At 70.5% G+C, this 22,353-nt stretch carries 21 protein-coding genes and 3 pseudogenes; 9 read left to right on the plus strand and 15 right to left on the minus strand.

The window, feature by feature from the left end; all coding sequences use genetic code 11:
• Nucleotides 1-1,043: PhoH family protein (locus tag A9O67_RS02640; RefSeq protein ID WP_156682234.1), on the minus strand; the 1,043-nt coding region annotated here is incomplete at its 3' end.
• Nucleotides 1,044-1,142: 99 nt separating this feature from the next.
• Here A9O67_RS02640 and ruvA point away from each other — a divergent pair.
• Together ruvA and ruvB are read left to right on the plus strand one after the other, a co-directional pair.
• On the plus strand, nt 1,143-1,721 hold the full coding sequence (ruvA, locus tag A9O67_RS02645) for a Holliday junction branch migration protein RuvA (protein ID WP_068607119.1): 579 nt from the start codon (nt 1,143-1,145) through the stop codon (nt 1,719-1,721).
• A 28-nt stretch (nt 1,722-1,749) separates the two neighbouring features.
• Complete coding sequence (gene ruvB, locus A9O67_RS02650; protein ID WP_068607121.1) at nt 1,750-2,817, plus strand: Holliday junction branch migration DNA helicase RuvB; 1,068 nt, start codon at nt 1,750-1,752, stop codon at nt 2,815-2,817.
• Nucleotides 2,818-2,851: 34 nt separating this feature from the next.
• Here the strand turns inward: ruvB and A9O67_RS02655 are convergent, their stop codons facing one another.
• Nucleotides 2,852-3,508, minus strand: a complete 657-nt coding sequence (locus A9O67_RS02655) for a histidine phosphatase family protein (protein WP_068607123.1) — start codon at nt 3,506-3,508, stop codon at nt 2,852-2,854.
• A gap of 116 nt (nt 3,509-3,624) precedes the next feature.
• Here A9O67_RS02655 and A9O67_RS02660 point away from each other — a divergent pair, with 116 nt between their 5' ends.
• On the plus strand, nt 3,625-4,608 hold the full coding sequence (locus A9O67_RS02660; RefSeq protein WP_068607124.1) for a chemotaxis protein: 984 nt from the start codon (nt 3,625-3,627) through the stop codon (nt 4,606-4,608).
• Nucleotides 4,609-4,639: 31 nt separating this feature from the next.
• Here the strand turns inward: A9O67_RS02660 and A9O67_RS02665 are convergent, their stop codons facing one another.
• From A9O67_RS02665 to A9O67_RS02685, 5 genes are read right to left on the minus strand one after another with little or no spacing between them, the layout of a single operon-like run.
• Nucleotides 4,640-5,287 carry a DUF4136 domain-containing protein gene (locus A9O67_RS02665; protein WP_068607127.1) on the minus strand — a complete coding sequence of 216 codons (648 nt, stop codon included), beginning with the start codon at nt 5,285-5,287 and terminating at the stop codon, nt 4,640-4,642.
• 1 nt (nt 5,288) lies between these two features.
• Nucleotides 5,289-6,218 carry a tRNA 2-thiocytidine(32) synthetase TtcA gene (ttcA, locus tag A9O67_RS02670; protein ID WP_082955301.1) on the minus strand — a complete coding sequence of 310 codons (930 nt, stop codon included), beginning with the start codon at nt 6,216-6,218 and terminating at the stop codon, nt 5,289-5,291.
• 58 nt (nt 6,219-6,276) lie between these two features.
• Nucleotides 6,277-6,684, minus strand: a complete 408-nt coding sequence (locus A9O67_RS02675; RefSeq protein ID WP_068607129.1) for a dihydroneopterin aldolase — start codon at nt 6,682-6,684, stop codon at nt 6,277-6,279.
• 7 nt (nt 6,685-6,691) lie between these two features.
• The gene (locus A9O67_RS02680) at nt 6,692-7,105 is read right to left on the minus strand and encodes a dihydroneopterin aldolase (protein WP_068607130.1); all 414 of its coding nucleotides are present in this window, start codon (nt 7,103-7,105) and stop codon (nt 6,692-6,694) included.
• Complete coding sequence (locus tag A9O67_RS02685; RefSeq protein WP_068607132.1) at nt 7,102-7,920, minus strand: SDR family oxidoreductase; 819 nt, start codon at nt 7,918-7,920, stop codon at nt 7,102-7,104. Before A9O67_RS02685 ends, A9O67_RS02680 begins: the two co-directional genes overlap by 4 nt.
• 90 nt (nt 7,921-8,010) lie before the next feature.
• Between A9O67_RS02685 and A9O67_RS02690 the strand changes: the two genes are divergently transcribed.
• From A9O67_RS02690 to trxC, 3 genes are all read left to right on the plus strand, one after another.
• Complete coding sequence (locus tag A9O67_RS02690) at nt 8,011-9,144, plus strand: class I SAM-dependent methyltransferase (RefSeq protein WP_068607134.1); 1,134 nt, start codon at nt 8,011-8,013, stop codon at nt 9,142-9,144.
• A gap of 12 nt (nt 9,145-9,156) precedes the next feature.
• The gene (locus A9O67_RS02695) at nt 9,157-9,351 is read left to right on the plus strand and encodes a DUF2905 family protein (protein ID WP_068607136.1); all 195 of its coding nucleotides are present in this window, start codon (nt 9,157-9,159) and stop codon (nt 9,349-9,351) included.
• Between the two features lie 109 nt (nt 9,352-9,460).
• Nucleotides 9,461-9,910 (plus strand): thioredoxin TrxC, encoded by a 450-nt coding sequence (trxC, locus tag A9O67_RS02700; RefSeq protein WP_068607138.1) that lies wholly within the window; start codon nt 9,461-9,463, stop codon nt 9,908-9,910.
• Between the two features lie 31 nt (nt 9,911-9,941).
• On the opposite strand, the gene A9O67_RS02705 is transcribed toward trxC, so the two are convergent.
• Together A9O67_RS02705 and A9O67_RS02710 are read right to left on the minus strand one after the other, a co-directional pair.
• A complete protein-coding gene (locus tag A9O67_RS02705; RefSeq protein WP_068607141.1) occupies nt 9,942-11,249 on the minus strand; it encodes a multifunctional CCA addition/repair protein in 1,308 nt (435 codons plus the stop codon).
• A gap of 11 nt (nt 11,250-11,260) precedes the next feature.
• The gene (locus A9O67_RS02710) at nt 11,261-11,590 is read right to left on the minus strand and encodes a metal-sensitive transcriptional regulator (protein ID WP_082955302.1); all 330 of its coding nucleotides are present in this window, start codon (nt 11,588-11,590) and stop codon (nt 11,261-11,263) included.
• A 257-nt stretch (nt 11,591-11,847) separates the two neighbouring features.
• Here A9O67_RS02710 and A9O67_RS14010 point away from each other — a divergent pair.
• Nucleotides 11,848-12,432, plus strand: a pseudogene (locus A9O67_RS14010) (OmpP1/FadL family transporter); the annotation flags it as partial.
• A gap of 198 nt (nt 12,433-12,630) precedes the next feature.
• On the opposite strand, the gene A9O67_RS02715 reads toward A9O67_RS14010, so the two are convergent.
• Complete coding sequence (locus A9O67_RS02715; protein WP_068607143.1) at nt 12,631-13,587, minus strand: complex I NDUFA9 subunit family protein; 957 nt, start codon at nt 13,585-13,587, stop codon at nt 12,631-12,633.
• 45 nt (nt 13,588-13,632) lie between these two features.
• Nucleotides 13,633-15,714: a lytic transglycosylase domain-containing protein gene (locus A9O67_RS02720; RefSeq protein ID WP_082955303.1), complete on the minus strand. Its 2,082-nt coding sequence runs from the start codon at nt 15,712-15,714 to the stop codon at nt 13,633-13,635.
• Between the two features lie 10 nt (nt 15,715-15,724).
• On the opposite strand from A9O67_RS02720, the gene A9O67_RS02725 reads away from it, so the two are divergent.
• Complete coding sequence (locus tag A9O67_RS02725) at nt 15,725-16,357, plus strand: 5-formyltetrahydrofolate cyclo-ligase (RefSeq protein ID WP_068607145.1); 633 nt, start codon at nt 15,725-15,727, stop codon at nt 16,355-16,357.
• Between the two features lie 53 nt (nt 16,358-16,410).
• Here A9O67_RS02725 and A9O67_RS02730 read toward each other — a convergent pair whose 3' ends face one another.
• From A9O67_RS02730 to A9O67_RS02745, 4 genes and pseudogenes are all read right to left on the minus strand, one after another.
• Nucleotides 16,411-17,331: a DMT family transporter gene (locus A9O67_RS02730; protein WP_068607147.1), complete on the minus strand. Its 921-nt coding sequence runs from the start codon at nt 17,329-17,331 to the stop codon at nt 16,411-16,413.
• A gap of 40 nt (nt 17,332-17,371) precedes the next feature.
• Nucleotides 17,372-20,677 carry a fused isobutyryl-CoA mutase/GTPase IcmF gene (gene icmF / locus A9O67_RS02735; protein ID WP_068607149.1) on the minus strand — a complete coding sequence of 1,102 codons (3,306 nt, stop codon included), beginning with the start codon at nt 20,675-20,677 and terminating at the stop codon, nt 17,372-17,374.
• 224 nt (nt 20,678-20,901) lie between these two features.
• Nucleotides 20,902-21,408: pseudogene (locus A9O67_RS12890) on the minus strand (TRAP transporter large permease subunit); the annotation flags it as partial.
• Nucleotides 21,408-21,974: pseudogene (locus A9O67_RS02745) on the minus strand (hypothetical protein); the annotation flags it as partial. The pseudogenes A9O67_RS02745 and A9O67_RS12890, both read right to left, overlap by 1 nt.
• Nucleotides 21,975-22,103: 129 nt before the next feature.
• On the opposite strand from A9O67_RS02745, the gene A9O67_RS02750 reads away from it, so the two are divergent.
• The gene (locus A9O67_RS02750) at nt 22,104-22,349 is read left to right on the plus strand and encodes a metal-sensitive transcriptional regulator (RefSeq protein ID WP_068607153.1); all 246 of its coding nucleotides are present in this window, start codon (nt 22,104-22,106) and stop codon (nt 22,347-22,349) included.
• Nucleotides 22,350-22,353: the final 4 nt, after the last annotated feature.

Genomic DNA, 22,353 nt, shown 5'->3' on the forward strand with positions numbered 1-22,353 from the left:
GCGCGGCAGGGCGGCGGGGTGCGCCTCGACGCCGTCGAGGCGGGCGAACTGCAGCGACAGGGCCAGCGGGGGCAGGGGCTTGGGCATCGGCGGGGCTTTCGGGGGTGGGTGGGGGCGGGGCGCGCCTCGTAGGCGTCGACGATGCGCGCCACCAGCGGGTGGCGCACCACGTCGGCGCTGGTCAGCCGCGCGAATGCGATGCCCGGCACGCGCCGCAGCACGCGCTCGGCGTCGATCAGGCCCGACAGCTGCGAGCGCGGCAGGTCGATCTGGCTGACGTCGCCGGTGACCACGGCCTTGGAGCCGAAGCCGATGCGCGTCAGGAACATCTTCATCTGCTCCGGCGTGGTGTTCTGCGCCTCGTCCAGGATCACGAAGGCGTGGTTGAGCGTGCGCCCGCGCATGAAGGCCAGCGGCGCGATCTCGATCTGCTGGCGCTCTAGCGCCTTCTGCACCGCCTCGAAGCCCATCAGGTCGTACAGTGCGTCGAACAGCGGGCGCAGGTAGGGGTCCACCTTGGCCGCCAGATCCCCGGGCAGGAAGCCCAGCCGCTCGCCGGCCTCCACCGCCGGGCGCGTCAGCACCAGCCGCTGCACCGCGCTGCGCTGCAGCGCGTCGACCGCGCACGCCACCGCCAGATAGGTCTTGCCGGTGCCCGCGGGGCCGATGCCGAACGTGATGTCGTGCCCGGCGATGGCGGCCAGGTAGCGCGCCTGGTTGGCGGTGCGGCCGCGGATCTCGCCGCGGCGCGTCTGCAGCACCGGCGCGGCCGGGTCGGCCTGCGGCGGCGGGCTGTCGCCGGCGAGCATCAGCTGCACCGTCTCGGCCGGCACCGGGTCGCGCGCGATCTCGTACAGCGCCTGCAGCACCTCCAGCGCCTGCGTGGCGGCGGCCTTGCGCCCCTCGACGCGGAAGTGGCCGAAGCGGTGCGTGATGCGCACCTGCAGCGCCGCCTCGATGGTGCGCAGGTGCGCGTCCAGCGGGCCGCAGACGTGCGCCAGCCGGCTGGCGTCGGTGGGGGTGAAGGCGTGGCGCAGGATCAAGGCGGATAATCCCCGGTGAGGTGGGCTGGCGAGGGCGCCGGCCCGGCGCGCCCGGCCACCCTGGTGGCGGTCGGGCGCGCAGCGGCGCAAGGTGGGGCAATGATAGGCAAATTGACGGGCACCCTGATCGACAAGCAGCCGCCGCAGATCCTGGTGGACTGCGGCGGCGTCGGCTACGAGGTGGAGGTGCCGATGAGCACCTTCTACGGCCTGCCGGCGCTGGGCCAGCCGGTGGCGCTGCTGACGCACCTGGTGGTGCGCGAGGACGCGCAGCTGCTCTATGGCTTTGCCACCGCGGCGGAGCGCGCGGCGTTCCGCGAGCTGATCAAGATCGGCGGCGTCGGCCCGCGCATCGCGCTGGCGGTGCTGTCGGGCCTGAGCGTGGCGGAGCTGGCGCAGGCCGTGGCGGCGCAGGAGGCCGGCCGCCTCGTCAAGATCCCCGGCATCGGCAAGAAGACCGCGGAACGCCTGCTGCTGGAGCTGCGCGGGCGCCTTGCGCCCGACCTGGGGCCGGTGGCGGCCGGCGCGCCGCTGGACGATGCGCAGGCCGACATCCAGCAGGCGCTGCTGGCGCTGGGTTACAGCGAGCGCGAGGCCGCCGCGGCGATCAAGGGGCTGCCGGCCGGCGTCGGCGTGGCTGAGGGTATCAAGCTGGCGCTGAAGGCGCTGGCCAAGTGACGCAGGGTTCCAGACGAAGGCGGCAGGCATGACGATCGAGACCGATGACTTCGCGTTCGCGCCGCGGCAGCGGCTGGTGTCGGCAGCGCCCGAGTCCAGCCGCGAGGAGGCGCTGGAGCGCGCGCTGCGGCCCAAGGGTCTGGACGAGTACGTCGGCCAGGCCAAGGCGCGCGAGCAGCTGGAGATCTTCATCGGCGCGGCGAAGAAGCGCGGCGAGGCGCTGGACCACGTGCTGCTGTTCGGCCCGCCGGGGCTGGGCAAGACGACGCTGTCGCACATCATCGCGCACGAGCTGGGCGTCAACCTGCGCCAGACCAGCGGCCCGGTGCTGGAAAAGCCGCGCGACCTGGCGGCGCTGCTGACCAACCTCGAGCCCAACGACGTGCTGTTCATCGACGAGATCCATCGGCTCTCGCCGGTGGTGGAGGAGATCCTCTACCCGGCGCTGGAGGACTACCAGATCGACATCATGATCGGCGAGGGGCCGGCGGCGCGCTCGATCAAGCTGGACCTGCAGCCGTTCACGCTGGTGGGGGCCACCACCCGCGCCGGCATGCTGACCAACCCGCTGCGCGATCGCTTCGGCATCGTGGCGCGGCTGGAGTTCTACACGCCGGAGGAGCTCTCTCGCATCGTCACGCGCTCGGCCGGGCTGCTGGGTGCGCCGATCGAGCCGGAGGGGGCGCTGGAGATCGCGCGGCGCTCGCGCGGCACGCCGCGCATCGCCAACCGGCTGCTGCGCCGCGTGCGCGACTACGCCGAGGTCAAGGGCCAGGGTCGCATCACGCGCGAGATCGCGCAGCGCGCGCTGGCGATGCTGGACGTGGACCCGATCGGGCTGGACCTGATGGACCGCAAGCTGCTGGAGGCGGTGATCCACAAGTTCGACGGCGGCCCGGTGGGGCTGGACAACATCGCCGCCAGCATCGGCGAGGAGCCGGGCACGATCGAGGACGTGATCGAGCCGTACCTGATCCAGCAGGGCTACCTGCAGCGCACGCCGCGCGGCCGCTGCGCGACGCTGGCGGCGTACCGCCACCTGGGCGTGGCCCCGCCGGCGCAGGGCGGCGCCATGCTGTTCGACGACGGCGCCTGAGCGGCGCGCCGGCCGCCGCCGCGCGGGCGCGGCGTCAGGCCGCGGCCTGCTCGTCGCGCGGGCCGGCCTCGTCGGCCTCTTCCAGGTGGCGCGTGTCGCCCCACGACAGCAGCGCAAAGCCGCTGTCGGCGGTCCACAGCAGGCGGTGGATGGCGGCGTTGCCCATCGCCCAGGCGCGCGGCGCCTGCAGGTCCACGCGCGCCGCGGCGCGGTACAGGATGTCCAGCACGCCGCCGTGCGCCACCACCGCGATCGCCTGTCCCGGGTGGCGCGCGGCCAGCTCCGCGAACGTCGCTTCCACCCGCGCGCGCAGCGCCAGCAGCGACTCGCCGCCGGGCGGGGCGAAGTCCGGCACGCGCGTCTTCCACGCGTGCACGACGTCGGGGTGCTCCTGCTCCAGCTCGGCCCAGGTGCGGCCCTGGAAGGCGCCGAAGTGGCGCTCGCGCAGGCCGGGGTGCGTCTGCACCGCCAGTCCGCGCTGGCGCGCGAGGGCCTCTGCCGTCTGCCGCGCGCGGCTCAGGTCGCTGCTGTAGAGGGCGTCGATCGGCTCGTCGGCCAGGGCGGCGGCGGTGCGTTCGGCCTGCCAGTGTCCCGTGTCGTTGAGCGGAATGTCGATCTGGCCCTGAATGCGCGCATCGCGGTTCCAGGCGGTCTCGCCGTGACGAATGGCCAGAATGCGGGTGACGTGCATGAAGGTTGCCTTGCTCAGGGCCGATGGAACTGCCTAGAATGGTAGCCGCCTCGGTCAGCCCCGATCCCCGATGGCAGGCAGACCGATCCAGCCCCCAACCCCGTAAAGGCGTCTCCATGAGCGGCATCGCATTCCAGAAAGAAGTCGACGAACGGACCAATCTGACCGGCTCCAACAAGTTCGAGATGCTGTTGTTCCGGCTCGGCAAGGCGCCCGGGGGCGAGCGCGCGGAGCTGTTCGGTATCAACGTCTTCAAGGTGCGCGAGATCGTGGCCATGCCGGCGCTGACGGCCATGGCGGGCGCGCCGCAGCATGTGCTGGGCATGGTCAACCTGCGCGGCCAGGTCATCCCCGTGATCGATTTGCCGGCGGTCATCGGCTGCACGCCCGAGACGGGGCTAAACCTCATGCTGGTGACGGAGTTTGCCCGTTCTACCCAAGCCTTTGCGGCCGAGTCGGTGGAGGACATCGTGCGGCTGGACTGGGGCAAGATCCTGCCGGCCGACCACACGGCGTCGGTGGCGCGCGGGCTGGTCACGAGCATCGCGCGGCTCGACGACGGGCAGGGCGGCGTCAAGCTGGTGCAGGTGCTGGACGTGGAGTCCATCCTGCAGCGCGTCATGCCCAGCGAGGCCCTGGAAGTCAAGAAAGAGGACGTGGGCACCGGGCCGCGCCTCAAGCCCGGTGCGGTGGTGCTGGCGGCCGACGATTCCTTCGTCGCCCGCACCATGATCGAGCAGGAGCTCAAGGCGCTGAACCTGCCCTACATCATGACCAAGAACGGGCAGGAGGCTTGGTCCACCCTGCAGGATCTGGCCGCCGATTGCCGGGCCAAGGGCGTGCCCGTCACGGACCGTGTGGCGGTGGTGCTCAGCGATCTGGAGATGCCCGAGATGGACGGCTTCACCCTCACGCGCAGCATCAAGGGCGACCCGGCGCTGCGCACGATACCGGTCATCATCCACTCGTCCTTGACCGGCGACACCAACGAGCAGCATGTGCAGCGCGCCGGCGCCGACGGCTATGTCGCCAAGTTCGCGGCCAAGGAACTGGCCGAGACCCTGCGCCAGGTGCTGGCCAAGGCGGCCGCGTCGACGTGATCCACCACTGGGGATAAGCCCCCGGGACGGTTCAGGGCCGGGGCGCTTCGATCACCACGCGGCGCGGGCCGGGGGGCGGATCGGGAAAGCCCTCCAGCGCCGCTTCCAGCAGCGCGCGCCAGAGCGTCGGCGCATCGGCCCACGGGCCGTCCTGCGTGGCGCGGGTTTCGTACACCACCTCGCCGCTGCGGCGGTCGCGCACCGTCAGCGCCAGCTCACGCACATAGTAGGGCGGGCGCACCTGCCACTGCAGGCCGAGCGACGTGACGACCCCGCGGCCGACGATGACCTGGCCATACGGCATCCAGCCGGGGCGCGGCTCGGGGGCGTCCCACGGCGCGTAGGGGTACTTGACCGAGCGCGCGACCAGCTGCACGCCCCACGGCACGGCGCTGACCCCCGCCCCGGGCGCGGCCTCGGCGCGCTGCAAACCCTTGGCGGCCAGCAGCGGCTCGGCCAGCGACTCCAGGGCGTCCTGCTCGCGCATGGCGTCGCCGCTGCGCTGCGATGGCAGGCGCTCGAACAGGTAGCGGTCGCCGGTGGCGGGGCGGGCGGTCGGCGCCCAGGCCGCTTGGCTGCGCACGGTGTGCTCCAGCCGCAGCGGCGTGGCGCAGCCGCCCAGCAGGGCCGCGGCCGCCAGCAGCGCCCCCAGCCACCCCCATCGCCGGGCGCGTGTCACATCAGCCCTCCGGCGTCAGGGCGAACACCCGGCGTTCGGGGCCCGGTGTGTCGGGCGGGGCATCGTCCTCGTCCGGCGTGGCGGCAAAAGGCTGCGGCATCGGCAGTTCCTCTGCATCGAAGGCATGGTCGCCGTCCGCATCCGGGCGGCCGGTGGCGCGCACGCCGGCAAAGTCGTACAGCCCGCGGTCCATCAAATGGCTGGGGACCACGTTCTGCAGCGCCTTGAGCATGTTGTCGATGCGGCCGGGGAAGCGCCGGTCCCACTCGCGCAGCAGGTCGCCGACCTGTTTGCGCTGCAGATTGTCCTGGCTGCCGCACAGGGTGCAGGGGATGATGGGGAACTGGCGCACCTGCGCCCAGCGGATCAGGTCCTTCTCCGGCACGTAGGCCAGCGGGCGGATGACGACGTGCTCGCCGTTGTCGCTGACCAGCTTGGGCGGCATGCCCTTGAGCTTGGCGCCGAAGAACATGTTGAGCAGCAGCGTCTGCAGGATGTCGTCGCGGTGGTGGCCCAGCGCGATCTTGGTGGCGCCCAGTTCGCGCGCGACGCGGTAGAGGATGCCGCGGCGCAGCCGGCTGCACAGGCTGCACATCGTCTTGCCTTCGGGGATGACCTGCTTGACGATGGAGTAGGTGTCCTGCGTCTCGATATGAAAGCGGATGCCCAGGCCCTTGAGGTAGTTGGGCAGCACCTCGGCCGGAAAGCCGGGCTGCTTCTGGTCGAGGTTGACGGCGATCAGCTCGAAGCGCGCCGGCGCGCGCCGCTGCAGCCGCATCAGGATGTCCAGCAGCGAGTAGCTGTCTTTGCCGCCCGAGAGGCAGACCATCACGCGGTCGCCGTCCTCAATCATGCGGTAGTCGTCGATGGCCTGGCCGACCAAGCGGCACAGGCGCTTTTCCAGCTTGCGGTTCTCGAACGCGACGTCCATGGGGCGGAATGTGTGGCGGAATCGGTCGGCGATTGTCCCGCAAACGGCGCGCGTGCGCTCACCACTGACCGCATTCCATGCGGATCGCCACCTCGCAGTCGTCGAAGATTTCCAGTTTGGCGATGCGCACGCGCACGCCGATCACACCGGGCAGTTGCATCAGCCGGTGCGCGAGTTTGCCGATCAGACTCTCCAGCAGGTTGACGTGCTCGGCGGTGCACTCGTCGATGATGATCTGGCGCACCTTGCGGTAGTCCAGCACATGGTGGATGTCGTCGTCGTGCGGCATCAGCGGCTGAAAGCCCTGATTCAGCTCGGCATCCACCTGGATGGGCTGCGGCCCCTGGCGCTCGTGCTCCAGGATGCCCAGGTTGGCGTTGAAGCGCAGGCCGGTCAGCGCCAGCACCTGGCGGCCGATTTTCTGGCGCGCGGTGTCGGCGGCCGCGGCGGTGTCGGGGCGGGTCATGGCGGGCTCACCACGGGTTGAGGTGGACGCGCTCGACGCCGACGCTCTCGCAGTCGGGGTAGACGTCGGGCTTGCGGGTGGCCACGCGCACCGCCTGCACACCGGGCTGCGCCGCCAGCCGCGCCACGATCGCGTCGCACAGCGTCTCCTGCAGCTCGAAGTGCTGGCGCTCGGCCAGCTCGGCGATCACCTCGCGGATGAAGTCGTAATCCAGCGTCTCGCCGATGTGGTCGCGCGCCGCCGGCGCATGCGCCAGCCGCACGCACAGATCGACGTCGAACCACAGCCGCTGCGCGCCGGTGCGTTCGAAGTCGTGGATGCCGATGCGCACCGGCCGCTCGTGGCGGACCAGCCGCATGGCGCGGCATTCGGTGGCCAGCCGCGGGTCCAGTGCGGCGAAGGCGAGCAGGGCGGAACTCATGGCGCGTCGTCTCCCACCACGAACATGACATCGCGGGCCAGCGGCACCAGATGCTGGCCGTTGTCCACCGGCACCACGGCGCCGTTGAGGCTGGGGTTGTCGGCCAGAAAGGCGACGGTCTGGGCCACGCGCGCGGGGTCGATGGGCGCGCGCAACAGGTTGACGCAGCGCGCCCGCTGGAAATTGGCCTCCGACTGCGGGCCGCTGACGTAGATCAGCCCGGGCGAGACGCCGCACACCCGCACCCGCGGCGCCAGCGCCTGCGCCTGCAATGCCACCGTGCGCTCCAGCGCCAGCTTGCTGATGGTGTACGAGAAGTAGTCCGGGTTCAGGTTGTGCACCTTCTGGTCCAGCACATGGACCACGCTGTACGCCCCCGGTGCGGCGTCGATCGCCTGCGCGTCCGCCCCGTCCAGTGCCGACCACAGCGCCCGGCCGAGCAGCACCGGCACCACCGTGTTGACGCGCAACTGGCGCAGCAGCCCCTCCTCGGTGACGTCGGTGCCCGCGTCGGGCTCGAAGGTCGAGGCGTTGTTGACCACGCACCGGGGGATGGCCCCCGTGGCGGTGCGCACGGCGGCCAGCAACGCGTCTGCGGCGCCCGGGGCGTCCAGCGCCTGCGCCACGGCCACCGCATTCACCCCCAGGGCCTGCAGCTCGGCCACCGTGCGCTGCGCGGCGTCGGCCGAGCGGTGATAGTGCACCGCCACGTGCCAGCCCTGGCGGGCGAGGGCCAGGGCGATCTCGCGCCCCAGGCGCTGCGCGGCGCCGGTGACCAGAGCCCAGCGGGGTGTCGAGGGGACGGCAACGGTCATGGGAGGGGTCGGAACGTGCGGGTGCGGGGTGTCCGGGGGCGTCTGCGGCCATGAACGCGGCCACGATCACGGCGACAATTGGGGCCGATTATGCAAGCCGCACCGGGTGACCCCCAGGCGCAGGGGATTCTGCGCGAGCGCATCGTGGCCGAGATTGCCGCCGCCGGCGGCTGGCTGCCGTTCGAGCGCTTCATGGCCCTGGCCTTGTACGCGCCGGGGCTGGGGTACTACACGCGCGGCGCGCCCGTCTTTGGCACCGGCCCTGGGGATGGCAGCGACTTCGTCACCGCGCCCGTGCTGAGCGCGCGCTTTGGCGCCACGCTGGCGCGGGCGGTGGCGCAGGCGCTGCGGGCGACCGACACCCGTGCGGTGTGGGAGTTTGGCGCCGGCAACGGCGCGCTGGCGGCCCAGGTGCTGGCGGGTCTGGCCGCGGCCGACCCCGGGGGGGCTCAGGCCGTGCGCTACCACATCGTCGAGCTGTCGGCCGCGCTGCGCGAACGCCAGGCCGAGCGGCTGGCGCCCTGGGCCGACCGCGTGACCTGGCACGACCGCCTGCCGGACGCGCTGGAGGGGGTGCTGATCGGCAACGAGGTGCTCGACGCCATGCCCGTGACCCTGCTGCACCGGGTCGGCGGCCGCTGGCACGAGCGCGGCGTGGCGTGGGATGCGAGCGCCGCGCGCCTGGTCTGGGCGGACCGACCCACCGACCGCCGGCCGCCACTGGAGATCCCGGGCGAGCACGACTACCTGACCGAAGTGCACCCGCAGGCCGAAGCCTTCGTGCGCACCGTGGGCGAGCGTCTGCGGCGCGGGGCGGCCTTCTTCATCGACTACGGGTTTCCCGAGCACGAGTACTACCACCCCCAACGCGCGATGGGCACGCTGATGTGCCACCGGGCGCACCGCGCCGATGCCGATCCACTGAGCGACGTGGGCAGCAAGGACATCACCGCGCACGTCAATTTCACCGGCATCGCCCTGGCGGCGCAGCAGGTGGGGCTGGAGGTGCTGGGCTACACCAGCCAGGGGCGTTTTCTGCTGAATGCCGGGGTGCTCGACGGCCTGGACGAGGCGCCGCTGCCCGAGCGCGCCGCGACCCTGAAGCTGGTGCATGAGCACGAGATGGGCGAGCTGTTCAAGGTCATCGGCCTGGCGCCGCGCGCCAGCAGCCGGGGCTGGGTGCCGATGGGCTTTGCCCACGGTGACCGCACCCACACCCTGTGACGCAGGCTGCTCATGATCCGCTGGATGATCGTCATTTTTCTGGCCCTGGTGCTGATCAGTTGGATGACGCCGCTGCTACGCCGCCTGGGCTTGGGGCGCCTGCCGGGGGATCTGCACTTCCGCCTGTTCGGGCGCGAGTGGTTCATCCCGCTGACCAGCACCATCGTGCTGAGCCTGCTGGCCTCGGCGATCGCGCGCTGGATTTGACGCCCACGCGCTCGGGCGGGGTGGGGGTGGTGTACCCGCGGGGGTATCTCTTGAATCCGCCGCGTTGCACCCCATCTGAGGGGCATCACCGTTTTGCCTGGAGCGCTGCATGACCGCCGAGCCGCTGCACATCGTCTGTCCCCATTGCCACACCACCAACCGGGTCCGGGCCGACCAGCTCGACCAGGCGCCGGATTGCGGCCGTTGCCACCGCCCGCTGTTCGATGGGCACCCCGTCGCGCTGGATGCCGAGGCCTTCGAACGCCACGTTGGGCGCAGCCAGATTCCGGTGCTGGTGGATTTTTGGGCCCCGTGGTGCGGCCCGTGCCGCATGATGGCCCCGGCCTTCGAGGCAGCCGCGCGGCAACTGGAGCCGCGCGTGCGGCTGGCCAAGGTCAACACCGAGGACGAGCAGGGTCTGGCGGCGCGCTTTGGCATCCGCAGCATCCCGACGCTGGCCCTGTTCATCGGCGGTCGCGAGGTCGCCCGTCAGGCGGGCGCCATGGGGCAGGCCGACATCGTGCGGTGGGTGGGGGCCGCCCTGGCCCGCGCGCAGTGAACCCCGCCGCCCGGCCCTGGCTGGGCGGCACTCAAGCCGCGAGTGCCGCGGCGACGGCGTGCTGGCGCGCGTGTTCGATGGCCGCCCGGATGCGCAGGCCCAGGTCGCGCGCATGGGGGTGGCGGGCCTGCGTCTGCTGCGCCACGGTGGCCGTGTCCACCGCCAGCGCCGCGCGCAGGGCGGCCCGCAAGCGGGTGGCCTGGGGGTAGGGGTGCGCTTCGTGGTGCAGGCGCCCGCGGACATCGCATTCGCAGGCCAGCAGCACCTGTTCGAACCGCTCGGGGCGGCGCAGCGCGTCGCACCGCTCCAGCAGGCGCAGGGTGGCGGCGGCGCTCAGGGTGTCGCAGCGGTGGATGTGGCCATGCTCGCGCGCCACCACCTCGGCCAGTTCGCGGCAGTCGCGCGGTACGCGCCAGCGCTCGCTCACCCCGCGCAGCAGTTTGACGCTGCGCTCCTCGTGGCCGATGTGGCGGGGCAACACGTCCTGCGGCGTCGTGCCTTTGCCCAGGTCGTGGCACAGGCAGGCATAGCGGGTGGCCAGCGGGGCACCCAGGCGGGCGCTCATGTCCAGCACCATCCCCAGATGCACGCCGGTGTCCACCTCCGGGTGGTAGTCGGCGCGCTGCGGCACACCCCACAGGCGGTCCACCTCGGGCAGCAGCACGCGCAGGGCTCCGCACTCGCGCAGCACCGCCAGCATGCGCGAGGGGCGCTGCTCCATCAGCCCGCGCGAGAGCTCCTGCCACACCCGCTCGGGCACCAAGTGGTCCACCTCGCCGTGTTCCACCATCGCGCGCATCAGCGCCATCGTCTCCGGCGCCACGGCAAAGTCCGGCCAGCGCGCCGCGAAGCGCGCCATGCGCAGAATGCGCACCGGGTCCTCGGCAAAGGCCGGTGTGACGTGGCGCAACACCTTCTCGCGCAGATCGCGCTGGCCGCCATAGGGGTCGATCAAGCGTGGATCGGCCGGATCGAAACGGCCGTGCGCATCCAGCGCCGCGGCGGGCAGCGCCATGGCGTTGATGGTCAGGTCGCGCCGCGCCAGGTCCTGCTCCAGCGTCACGCCGGGGTCGGCGAAGAAGTCGAAGCCATGGTAGCCGCGCGCGGTCTTGCGCTCGGTGCGCGCCAGCGCGTACTCTTCGCGCGTGATCGGATGCAGAAAGACGGGGAAGTCCCGCCCCACGGGCAGAAAGCCCTGCGCCACCATCGCCTCGGGCGTGGCGCCGACCACCACCCAGTCGCGGTCGGCGTGGGCGGTGCCGTCGGGCCGCTGGTGCGCCAGGTGAAAAGCCCCAAGCAAGCCGTCGCGCACTGCGCCGCCGACCAGGTAAATCTCCACCGCGGCCGTCGTCAGGCGTACTTTTCCAGGATGCGCGTGGAGCGTTCGACCTCGCGCATCGTCTCGTCGTCGGAGACGGCCACCGACTCCATCACGGAGCAGGCCATCATGCGAAAGAAGGCCTTGTCCATGGCCTTGCGCGCCGCCGACATCTGCTGGGCGACGTCCTCGCACGGGCGGCCGGACTCCACCATCTCGATCAGGGCGCGCACCTGGCCCTCGATGCGCTTGAGGCGGTTGACCACGTCCCGCTGGTGCTCGTTGCGGTAGCGCGACGGCGGCGAGTCGGGCCGGTTTGCTTCGGCCGAGCGGCAGTCGCCGCTTGCGGTGGAGTCACTCATGTCGACGCCCTTCGGGTATTCGCTGTGGGACCACGAGTGTGCCAAAAAACCGCCGTGCTGGGCAGGACGCCGGCCGCGGCGTGGAGCGTGGTCACCGACTTGAAGCCCTACCCTCTAGGGTAAATGCCGATGCGGTTGGTCCGCCGGCCTCGCTAAGCCGTCACCGTCTTGATTTAAATCAAAGCCCCCCAGGGGCGCAGGAGCGAGAGGACATGAGCCCATTTCGTCAAACCTGGCGGTGAGGAGCCGCCGCGCTGATGCTGGTGGTCAGCGTGGGCGCCACCACCGGCTGCGGCACCGTCGCGACGATCGGCAAGCTGGAGGACGGCGCCGGCGCCGGCGCCGAGATCTTCCGCCCCTACCGCGACGCGCAGTTCGTCGGACAGACGCCGGTGGTGGAAAGCGGCCGCACGGCGTTCCCGATTCCGGCATTCGGCACCAACGTCAAGCTGTCCGAGAAGCTGGCGCTGGGCGTGACGGTGTACGGCAACGGCGGCATGAATACCTCGTACGCGCCGTTTCCCAATGGCGTCAACCTGATGGGCGGGCAGGGCAAGTTGGGCGTGGACCTGATGCAGCTGATCGTGGCGCCGACGCTGGCCTACCAGGTGGCCGACGGGCATGCGCTGGGCATCTCGCCGCTGCTGGTGCTGCAGCGCTTCGAGGCCTACGGTCTGCAGGGCTTTTCGATGATGTCGCAGTCGCCTGGCGACGTCACCAACCGCGGCAAGGACACCAGCACCGGCATCGGGGTGCGCCTGGGCTATTTCGGCAAGCTCGGCGACCGCGTGACGGTCGGCGCGGCCTATTCGCCCAAGACCGACATGAGCCGTTTCGACAAGTACAAGGGGCTGTTCGCCGGCGGCGGCGACTTCGACATCCCGGAGAACTACGGCGTTGGCGTGGCGGTGCAGCTGACCCCGGCGCTGACGGTGGCGCTGGACGCCACGCGCGGCAAGTACGGCGGCGTGCCGGCGATCGCCAACGGCAGCCTCAGCCAGGTGATGGCCGGCCAGCCGCTCGGGGCGGCGGCCCCTTTTTTACCGGCGTTGATGCGCGGTGCGGCGGATGGCGATCAGGGGATCGGCCGGGCCGTCCAGGTCCAGATAGCGGGCCGCCACCGGTTCCACCGCGCTGGGGGTCAGGCCCAGGTCGGTCAAGGTCGGCAGGGTGCCGCTGGCGACGTTGTCCACCTCCATCGAGCGCAGGTTGTCGATGCTCAGCAGCGGCTCGCCCGGCATCAGTTCCATCAGCAGCGCCTGGAAGTAGCCCAATGCCCGCGGCAGGCCGATCACCGGCCGCGGGTGGCCGCTCAGCCGTCCGGCAAGCCGAACCAGGTCCGCCAGCGTCCACACCTCCGGGCCGACCGCCTCGAAGGTGCGGCCGATGGTGTCGTCGCGCTGCAGGCAGGTGACGATGGCCTGCGCCACGTCGCCCACCCACACCGGCTGGAAGCGCGCATCCGCCCCGGCCAGCGGCACCACCGGCAGGCTGCGCTGCAGCCGCGCGAACAGGTTCAGGAAGCGGTCCTCGGCACCGAAGATGACGCTGGGGCGCAGCACGGTCAGGGCCAGGCCGGCCGTGGCGATCTGCTGCAGGACGGCTTCGCCCTCGCCCTTGGTTTGCTGGTAAAGGGATGGCCCCGCGGGATCGGCGCCCAGCGCGCTGACGTGCACCAGCCTGCGCACATGGGCCGCCAGCATCGCCTCGCCCAGCCGCTGCGGAAAACTCACATGCACCTGCTCGAAGCGGCGCCGGTTGCCCTGCAGCACCGCGATCAGGTTGACGACCGCATCGTGGCCGGGCAGCAGCCGCTCCAGCACGCGGTCGTGGTGCACGTCGGCCGTGACCACATCCACCATGGGCAGCATTTGCACGGCCTTGGCGTGTTCGGGGTGGCGGGTCGGCACGGTGACGCGCACGCCCAGGCGGGTGAGTTGTTCGCAGACGTGGCGGCCGACAAAGCCGGTGCCGCCCAGTACCAGCACGTGTTTCATGGTGTCCTCGTTACGCAGGGGCCGTATCGGGCGCTGCGGCCGCCGTCACGGCAGATCCGTGTCAGGCGCCCGGGCCGTCGCCAGACGGGGGCCGATGCGCCCCAGCCGGCTGCTCAGGCGCTGCGGCTGACCGGTCAGGATGGCGGCGTAGACCGTGGTGTTCGACAGCACCCGCTTGACGTAGTCGCGCGTCTCGTCGAACGGAATATTCTCGATCCACACCGCGGCTTCCAGCTCCGGCCCTTGGCGCCACTGGCGCGGGCGTCCCGGCCCTGCATTGTAGGCCGCCGCCGCCATCGCCATCGACCCCTCGAAGTCGTCCAGCGCCAGCTTGAGGTAGGCGGTGCCGATCTGCACATTGACCTCGGGGTCGGTGATCTGGCTGGGTTCGAACCCGTTGAGGCCGATCTTGCGCGCGGTCCAGCGCGCCGTGGCGGGCATCACCTGCATCAGCCCCGACGCCCCGACGTGGGAGCGCGCATCGCTGACGAAGCGGCTTTCCTGCCGGATCAGGCCGTAGACATAGGCGGGGTCGAGCCCGATCTCGCGCGCGCGGCGCACGACCAGCTCGCGCAGCGGCGTGGGAAAGCGCTGCGCCATGTCGATGGCGTCGCGGGTGCGGCTGCTGGTGTTGATGCAGCGGTCCCACACGGCCCGCTCGCACGCCCATTCCGCGGCGGCCAGCAGCTCGCGCTCGCTCAGCCCGCCGGGGGTGTGCAGCGCGATTTCGTACTGCCACTCGCGCACGCCCTCGCTGCGCAGTCCCAGCTCGATGGCCAGCAGCGCCCGCTGCAGGCCGGCGTTGGCCCGGATGGCCGCGCGCTCGGCCGGGGTGGGCGGCGGCGGGGCGGGCGGCAGGGTGAAGGGCTGCCCCAGCGCCTCGGCGGCCAGCTTTTCGTAAAAACCGGCGCTGCCGGCGATGCGGGCATACGCCTCGCGGGCGGCGGCGGCGTCTTCGGGCCGGCCGCTGGCGTGCAACGCGCGCGCCAGCCAGTAGGTCCAGGTCGGGTCCTGGCGCTGTTTGTCGCCCATGTGCTCGATGGTGCGGCGCACGGTGGCCCAGTCACCGGCGCGCAGGGCGGCGCGCACCTTCCACGCCCGCCAGTCGTCGGGCAGCAGGGCGTCGTCGGCCCGGGCAAAGTGGCGCACCGCATCGTCCGACAGCCGCAGAGCGGCCCGTTTGCCGATGGCACCCCAGATCCAGGCCCGTTCCTCGGCGGTGAGCTGGGCGCGCCAGCGCAGGTGCGCGGCCTCCTCCGCGGCGGCGGACGGGTCCTGCGTGGCCAGCCGGATCAGCGCCAGGGTGACGATTTCCTTGGTCCGGTGGCGCAAAGCGGTCACCTTGTCGTCCAGATAGCGCTGCGGGGACTGGTAGGCCCGCTCCACCAGCGGCACCCATTCGGGATTCAGCAGCCCGACCGCCTGCGTGGCGATGGCCAGCCGCCCCGCCTCCACGCCCAGGCGCGCGCGCTGCCAGGCCACATCCGGCGTTAGCGCACCGGCCTGGATCAGCCGCCCCGCGGCGGCGGCACAGCCGGGTGCGGCCGCGCGCTGTGCCAGCCAGGTGTCGCGCACCTCGGCCGCGATGTCGCCCGGGGCGACCAAGCCGGTCTCCAGGCGCGCCAGCGCGGTGTAGCAGCGCACTTCGGCGTCGTCGTTCATGCGGAAGGCCGCCACCTCCTGCAGCAGCGTCGGCCAGTCCCGGCGCGCGCCCAGCAGCAGCAGCCAGTCGTTGCGCAGCCGGTCTTCCCAGTAGGTGCCGCGCCAGCGCGTCAGAAAGAGGCGGATATCGTCCGCACTCGCGACGTCCAGCCGCACCCGCAGCGCCCAGTAGGCGGCCAGCGGCTCCAGCGGATGCCCTTGCACCTGCGGCAGCAGGCTGGCCAGGCGGCTGGCCTCGCCTTTCTGGAAGGCGGCGCGCATCTCGGTCAGCGCGCGCTCCGCGGCTGCCGCGCGCGCCGCCGTGTCGCTGGCCGCCCACAGCGGGGGGGCGCCCAGCAGCGCCACCGCGACGCAGGCGAGTGCCGCCCAGCGGCGGGACGGTAAGATGGCAGCGGCCTCTGTCGTGACCCCCGCGACGGTGTTGCCCCAAGCCAGCGCCCAGCGGCGCACATGTACCAGACCCATAAAGGCGATTATGGAGAACATCGACCCCGAACGCCAGGGCGAGGAGACCGATCCCGCAGCCCGCAAGCGGCAGTGGCGCCAGCGGCTGGTGGCCGAGCGGCTGCGCCTGTCCGACCGGCTGGCGCGCAACGAGGCCTTGCAGCGCGTCATGCGGGTGTGGATGGTGGAGCGGCCCGATGCGGTGATCGGGGCCTACTGGCCGATCAAGGGCGAGTTCGACCCGCTGCCCGCGCTGCACCGTTGGCAGGAGGCCGCCAACGTCGAGGACGCCTCCAGCGCCCGGCAGCGCCGCCGCATCGCCCTGCCAGTGATCGACAAGGTGGCGCAGACGCTGCGCTTTCATGTCTGGTACCCCGGCTGTCCGATGGAGGAGGACGCCTACGGCATCCCCAAGCCCAAGGACACCGAGGTGGTCGAGCCGACGCTGCTGTTCGTGCCCTGCGTGGGGTATGGCCCGGGCGGCACACGCCTGGGCTACGGGGGCGGCTTTTACGACCGCACGCTGGCGGCGCTGCGCCCCCGCCCGTTCACGGTCGGGCTGGCGTATGCGCACGGCTTTTTGCCGTGGTTGGCGCCGGAGCCGCACGATGTGCCGCTGGACGCCATCCTGACCGATCAGGGCGTGGCCTGGCCGATCGATTGACCGGTGGCGGGGTGCCCGGAGCGCCCGTGCCGCCCCGGCCGGGCTGCGCGCCGTCAGGGGTGCGGCGTGTTGGTGTGCAGGTCGCGCCGGGCGTGCAGCCGTTCGTGGCGGATCAGGTACAGCCCCGCGGCGATGACCACCGACGCCCCCACCAGCGTGGGCGCATCGGGCCACACCCCCCAAATCGCCGCGTCCAAGGCGACGCCCCAGGCCAGGGCCGTGTATTCAAACGGCGCCACGGCCGAGGCCTGTCCGTGGCGAAAAGCCTCGGTGATGGCCAGTTGGGCGGCAAAGCCCGTGACGGCCAAGGCCGCCAGCGCGGGCAGGTGATCCGCGGCCACGGGCTTCCAATGGGGCGCGGCCAGGGCGCCCGCCCCCAGGGCCAGCGCCACCATCGACCACCAGACCAGGCTCTCCGGGGCGTCGGTGCGGCAAGCCAGCCGCCCCAGCACGGCAGAGGCCGCATACGCCCCCGCGGCCAGCAGCACGGCCAGCCCCGCCCACCCCAGGAAGGCATCCGGCGTCGGTCGCAGCGCGATCACCACGCCGACCAGTCCCGCAGCGATGGCCGCCAGGTGCGCGCGCCGCACCCGCTCGCCCAGAATGGGGATGGCCAGCAGTGTGATCAGCAGCGGCGCGATGAAAAACAGCGTGTAAGCGTTGGCCAGCGGCAGCGACGACACGCCGTAGGCAAACGCCGTGAGCATGACCACCGCGAGCACGCCTCGGATGGCGTGCAGCGGCCACCGCACCCGCCACACCCGGTGCCAGGCGCGCCGCCAGGTCAGATACGCCATGACCAGCGGCAGCGCGACCCAGCCGCGCATCGACGCCACCTGCGCCGGCGGATAGTGCGCCGTCAGGTGCTTGAGCACCGTGTCCATCAGCGCAAAAAAAGCCACCGCCGCCAGCATGGCGGCGATGCTGCGCAGGTTGCCAGAGTCGGCCAGAGAGGTACGCCACAACAGGAGCATCCGGCGAGTATCCCACGCACACGCCGCGCCTGCAGGGGCGTCACATATTGCGCCGGTACTGGCCGCCCACCTCGAACAGCGTCTGCGTAATTTGCCCCAGCGAGCAGCAGCGCACCGCGTCCATCAGCACCTCGAAGACGTTGCGGTTCTCGATCACGGCGTCCTTCAGGCGCTGCAGCATCGCCGGCGCCTCGTGCGCGTGGCGGGCGTGGAAGTCGCGCAGGCGCTGCAGTTGCGACTGCTTTTCGGCCTCGGTGGAGCGGGCCAGCTCCAGCGACTCGGGGATCGGGTCGCCATGCGGGTTGCGGAAGGTGTTGACGCCGATGATGGGCAGCTCACCGGTGTGCTTGAGCATCTCGTAGTGCATGCTCTCGTCCTGGATGCGGCCGCGCTGGTAGCCGGTCTCCATGGCGCCCAGCACGCCGCCCCGCTCAGCGATGCGCTCGAACTCCGCCAGCACGGTTTCCTCCACCAGCTCGGTCAGCTCGTCGATGATGAAGGCACCCTGATTCGGGTTCTCGTTCTTCGCGAGCCCCCATTCCCGGTTGATGATGAGCTGGATCGCCATCGCGCGGCGCACGCTCTCCTCGGTGGGCGTCGTGATCGCCTCGTCGTAGGCGTTGGTGTGCAGCGAATTGCAGTTGTCGTAGATCGCGATCAGCGCCTGCAGCGTGGTGCGGATGTCGTTGAACGCGATCTCCTGCGCGTGCAGGCTGCGGCCGGAAGTCTGGATGTGGTACTTGAGCTTCTGGCTGCGCTCGTTGGCCCCGTACTTTTCCTTCATCGCCACCGCCCAGATGCGGCGCGCCACACGGCCCAGCACCGTGTACTCCGGGTCCATCCCGTTGCTGAAGAAGAACGACAGGTTCGGCGCGAAGTCGTCGATGTGCATCCCACGCGCCAGGTACGCCTCGACGAACGTAAAGCCGTTGGCCAGCGTGAAGGCCAGCTGCGAGATCGGGTTGGCGCCCGCCTCGGCGATGTGGTAGCCGGAGATCGACACCGAGTAGAAGTTGCGCACGTTGTGGTGGACGAAGTACTCCTGGATGTCGCCCATCACCTTGAGGCTGAACTCGGTCGAGAAGATGCAGGTGTTCTGGCCCTGGTCTTCCTTGAGGATGTCGGCCTGCACCGTGCCGCGCACATTGGCCAGCACCCACTCCTTGATCTTGGCCGCTTCGGTGTCGGTCGGGTCGCGCCCGTTGTCGGCGCGGAACTTGTCCATCTGCTGGTCGATGGCGGTGTTCATGAACATGGCCAGGATGGTGGGCGCCGGGCCATTGATGGTCATGGACACGCTGGTCGACGGATCGCACAGGTCGAAGCCGCTGTAGAGCACCTTCATGTCGTCCAGCGTGGCGATGGACACGCCGGAGTTGCCGACCTTGCCGTAGATGTCCGGCCGCGGGTCGGGGTCGGCGCCGTACAGCGTGACCGAGTCGAAGGCGGTGGACAGCCGCTTGGCGGGCATCCCCTCCGACAGCAGCTTGAAGCGCCGGTTGGTGCGGAACGGGTCGCCCTCGCCTGCAAACATGCGCGTCGGGTCCTCGCCCTCGCGCTTGAAAGCGAACACGCCCGCGGTGTACGGGAAGCTGCCGGGGACGTTTTCCAGCATCAGCCACTTGAGCAGCTCGCCGTGGTCCTCGTACTTGGGCAGCACGACCTTGCGGATCTTGTTGCCGCTGAGCGTCGTGTGGGTGAGCTGGGTGCGGATTTCCTTGTCGCGGATCTTGACGACATACTCGTCGCCCGCATAGGCCTGCTGCATGGCGGGCCACTGCGCCAGCAGCTTGCGGGCGGCGGGGTCCTGCCGCTCCTGCCGTTGCTGGGCCAGCTCGTCCACGGCTTCGGCCGCCTTGGCGCGGCCGGCCTTGCCGATGCGCAGCATCGCGGCCGTGGCGTGGAGTTGCTGAATCTCCCGCGCCAGCCGGGCTTGCTCATGGACCTTGCGCTTGTAGCTGCGCACGGTCTCGGCGATTTCGGCCAGGTAGCGGGTGCGCGCCGGCGGCACGATGGGGGTCTGGTTGCTGCTGTGGCGCACGTCCACCCGCGGCAGCCGGCCGCCCTCGACGCCCAGCGGCAGGTTCAGCCCCAGCTCGGCCAGCCGGGCCTTGAGCGCCTGATAGAGCGCGGTCACGCCGTCGTCGTTGAAGCGCGCGGCCATGGTGCCAAACACCGGCATGTCCTCCGGCCGCTTGCCCCAGGCCTCCTTGTTGCGCTGCACCTGCTTGGCCACGTCGCGCAGGGCGTCCAGCGCGCCCTTGCGGTCGAACTTGTTGATCGCGACGAACTCCGCGAAGTCCAGCATGTCGATTTTTTCGAGCTGGCTGGCCGCGCCGAATTCCGGCGTCATCACGTACAGCGGCACGTCGACGTGCGGCACGATGGCGGCGTCGCCCTGGCCGATACCGGAGGTCTCGACGATCACGAGGTCGAAGCCCGCCACCTTGCAGGCGGCGATCACGTCCGGCAGGGCGGCCGAGATTTCGCTGCCGAAGTCGCGCGTGGCCAGGCTGCGCATGTACACGCGCGGGCCCTGCTGCCACGGGCCGATGGCGTTCATGCGGATGCGGTCGCCCAGCAGGGCGCCGCCGCTCTTGCGCCGGCTCGGGTCGATGCTGATGACGGCGATGCGCAGCGCATCGTCCTGGTCCAGCCGCAGGCGGCGGATGAGTTCGTCGGTCAGGCTGCTCTTGCCCGCGCCGCCCGTGCCGGTGATGCCCAGCACCGGCACCCGTGTGTCAGCCGCGGCCGCGCGCACGCTCGCCAGCAGGTTGGGGTCGGCCTGACCGTTCTCGACCGCCGTGATCAGTTGCGCCAGCGCCCGCCAGGCGGCGTCGCTGTGCCCCTGGATGGCCGCGATGTCGCGCGGCGCATAGGGCGAGAGGTCGCGGTCGCAGCGCATGACCATCTCGCCGATCATGCCTTGCAGGCCCATGCGCTGGCCGTCTTCGGGGCTGTAGATGCGGCCCACGCCGTAGTCCATCAGCTCGCGGATTTCGCTGGGCACGATCACGCCGCCGCCGCCCCCAAACACCTGGATGTGCTCGCCGCCGCGCTGGCGCAGCAGATCCACCATGTACTTGAAATACTCCACATGCCCGCCCTGGTACGAGCTGACCGCGATGCCCTGCACGTCCTCCTGCAAGGCGGCGGTGACCACCTCGTCCACGCTGCGGTTGTGGCCCAGGTGGATCACCTCCGCCCCCATGCTCTGCAGGATGCGGCGCATGATGTTGATGGCCGCGTCGTGACCGTCAAAAAGGCTGGCGGCGGTGACGAAGCGCACCTTGTGCGTGGGCCGGTACTGGGCCAGGGCCTGGAATTCGGCGGACAGGTTGGTCATGCAGAGGTCTCCTCGGAGGGCGCATGCCGCGGCGCAATCGCCTGCGGGCCGGGGGCGGGTGGGTATTGACGTTTACGTAAACGTCAATATTAGCCGAGAACCCGCGCCGAACCAACCGCCACCCGCCCCGCCGGGGCGGGGCTCAACCGTACAGCACCTTGGGCAGCCACAGCCCGATGTCCGGGAACAGATACAGCAGCACGATGGCCAGGATCTGGATGCGCCAGCCGCGCGGTCAGCGGGGGCAGCGGCACGATGCGCTGCTCCGCCGGCAGCGGCGGCATGGTGTGCGGCCGCAGCTTGGCCAGCACGATCACATACACACCACGTACAGCCCGGCGAGCATCAGGCCGGGGACGAAGGCCCCTGCGTACAACTGCACCACCGCCAGCGACCCCGGTACACGCGCCATCGACAGGTGCAGGCTCTTGAACAGCTTTTCGATCAGGTTGGCGCGCTCGACCAGATAGCCGATGAAGAACGAACAGCGGGATCGAAATGAGCACGTCGTTGCTCATGGCCGAAAACGCCCGCTGCACCATCAGGTCCAGCGTCTGTTTGACCGCGCCGGCCGCGCTTTGCCCGCCGGAGTGGTAGGCAAAGAAGGTGAAGATGATGCCCATGCCCATCAGCGTGAACGCTGTCGGGAAGCCGCGCATGATGGCCACCACCACCAGCGCCAGCATCATCAGGCCCATCAGGCTGAAACCAAACCACGGTTCGCGGCGCATCAGCCCTGTTTGCCGGCCGGGCGGAGGAAGTAGTGGTTCCACGCCATCTTGAAGTCGACCGTGTCGTCGTTCCACCAGCCGCCGGCGCGTTCGACAAAGGCGCGCTGGCTGTCCAGCATCCAGGTAGTCCTGCGAGTGGCGGTGCGCGGCCTTGCAGCTCCTGTCGGCGCTGGCGGCCTGCACCGCATAGTCGATGATGGACTTCAGCTCCGCCGGCAGCGCGTCGTACTTGGTCCTGTTGAACAGAATCTCGAACTGCTCGCCGCTTTGATGGAAGCTCTGCAGCATGCAGTTCTTGACCACGTCCGGAAAGCCCAGGATGCGGTCGGAGGAGGCGTTGTTGAACTCGGCGCCGTCGATCAGGCCGCGGTCCAGCGCCGGCACGATCTCGCCGCCCGGCAGCACCTCGATCTTCAGGCGGTTGCCCGCCATGTCGTTGACCTTCTTGGCGAAGTCGTTGGCGTACTCGTGGAAGATGTCCTTCAGGTGGACTGGAAGCGCAGCGACGTCGTTTGCGCCACGGCCACCATCGGAGCAGCCATGGCGCCAGCGGCGACGGCCGCGCCCTACAGCAGCCGCAATCGCGAAAATTTCCCACGCCGTGTGAAAAGTCTGCGCATCCGTTGACTTTTGGCAACGCTTGAATACCATATGGAGTATAAAGACCGAGCCCATCGCCGCTTTCGCCGTTTGCCATGCAATCCGTCCAAGACCCCGATCGCAAGAAAGCCCTGCTGCTGCGCCTCAAGCGTGTCGAGGGGCAGTTGCGCGGCATCCAGCGCCTCATCGAGGCCGACACGGATTGCGAAAAAGTCGCCCAGCAACTGGCGGCGGCGCGCAAGGCGCTGGACAAATCGTTCTTCATGATGGTGGGCTGCGTCATGGCCCAGGGGGATACCCCGCCGGATGACGTGGCGGAGCTGCTGGTCCGCTTTGCCTGACGCC

It is taken from the genome of Tepidimonas fonticaldi, from assembly GCF_001675355.1.
In the GTDB taxonomy this organism is placed as follows: Bacteria; Pseudomonadota; Gammaproteobacteria; order Burkholderiales; family Burkholderiaceae_C; genus Tepidimonas; species Tepidimonas fonticaldi.

Bases quoted from the DNA above. Each gene is read 5' to 3' on its own strand.
- ruvB (WP_068607121.1), top strand. From the start codon at position 1,750: ATGACGATCGAGACCGATGACTTCGCGTTCGCGCCGCGGCAGCGGCTG.
- A9O67_RS02675 (WP_068607129.1), bottom strand. From the start codon at position 6,684: ATGACCCGCCCCGACACCGCCGCGGCCGCCGACACCGCGCGCCAGAAA.
- icmF (WP_068607149.1), bottom strand. From the start codon at position 20,677: ATGACCAACCTGTCCGCCGAATTCCAGGCCCTGGCCCAGTACCGGCCC.
- A9O67_RS02655 (WP_068607123.1), bottom strand. From the start codon at position 3,508: ATGCACGTCACCCGCATTCTGGCCATTCGTCACGGCGAGACCGCCTGG.
- A9O67_RS02730 (WP_068607147.1), bottom strand. From the start codon at position 17,331: ATGCTCCTGTTGTGGCGTACCTCTCTGGCCGACTCTGGCAACCTGCGC.
- trxC (WP_068607138.1), top strand. From the start codon at position 9,461: ATGACCGCCGAGCCGCTGCACATCGTCTGTCCCCATTGCCACACCACC.
- A9O67_RS02725 (WP_068607145.1), top strand. From the start codon at position 15,725: ATGGAGAACATCGACCCCGAACGCCAGGGCGAGGAGACCGATCCCGCA.
- A9O67_RS02720 (WP_082955303.1), bottom strand. From the start codon at position 15,714: ATGGGTCTGGTACATGTGCGCCGCTGGGCGCTGGCTTGGGGCAACACC.
- A9O67_RS02680 (WP_068607130.1), bottom strand. From the start codon at position 7,105: ATGAGTTCCGCCCTGCTCGCCTTCGCCGCACTGGACCCGCGGCTGGCC.
- A9O67_RS02690 (WP_068607134.1), top strand. From the start codon at position 8,011: ATGCAAGCCGCACCGGGTGACCCCCAGGCGCAGGGGATTCTGCGCGAG.
- A9O67_RS02710 (WP_082955302.1), bottom strand. From the start codon at position 11,590: ATGAGTGACTCCACCGCAAGCGGCGACTGCCGCTCGGCCGAAGCAAAC.
- A9O67_RS02750 (WP_068607153.1), top strand. From the start codon at position 22,104: ATGCAATCCGTCCAAGACCCCGATCGCAAGAAAGCCCTGCTGCTGCGC.
- A9O67_RS02685 (WP_068607132.1), bottom strand. From the start codon at position 7,920: ATGACCGTTGCCGTCCCCTCGACACCCCGCTGGGCTCTGGTCACCGGC.
- A9O67_RS02695 (WP_068607136.1), top strand. From the start codon at position 9,157: ATGATCCGCTGGATGATCGTCATTTTTCTGGCCCTGGTGCTGATCAGT.
- ruvA (WP_068607119.1), top strand. From the start codon at position 1,143: ATGATAGGCAAATTGACGGGCACCCTGATCGACAAGCAGCCGCCGCAG.
- A9O67_RS02715 (WP_068607143.1), bottom strand. From the start codon at position 13,587: ATGAAACACGTGCTGGTACTGGGCGGCACCGGCTTTGTCGGCCGCCAC.
- ttcA (WP_082955301.1), bottom strand. From the start codon at position 6,218: ATGGACGTCGCGTTCGAGAACCGCAAGCTGGAAAAGCGCCTGTGCCGC.
- A9O67_RS02660 (WP_068607124.1), top strand. From the start codon at position 3,625: ATGAGCGGCATCGCATTCCAGAAAGAAGTCGACGAACGGACCAATCTG.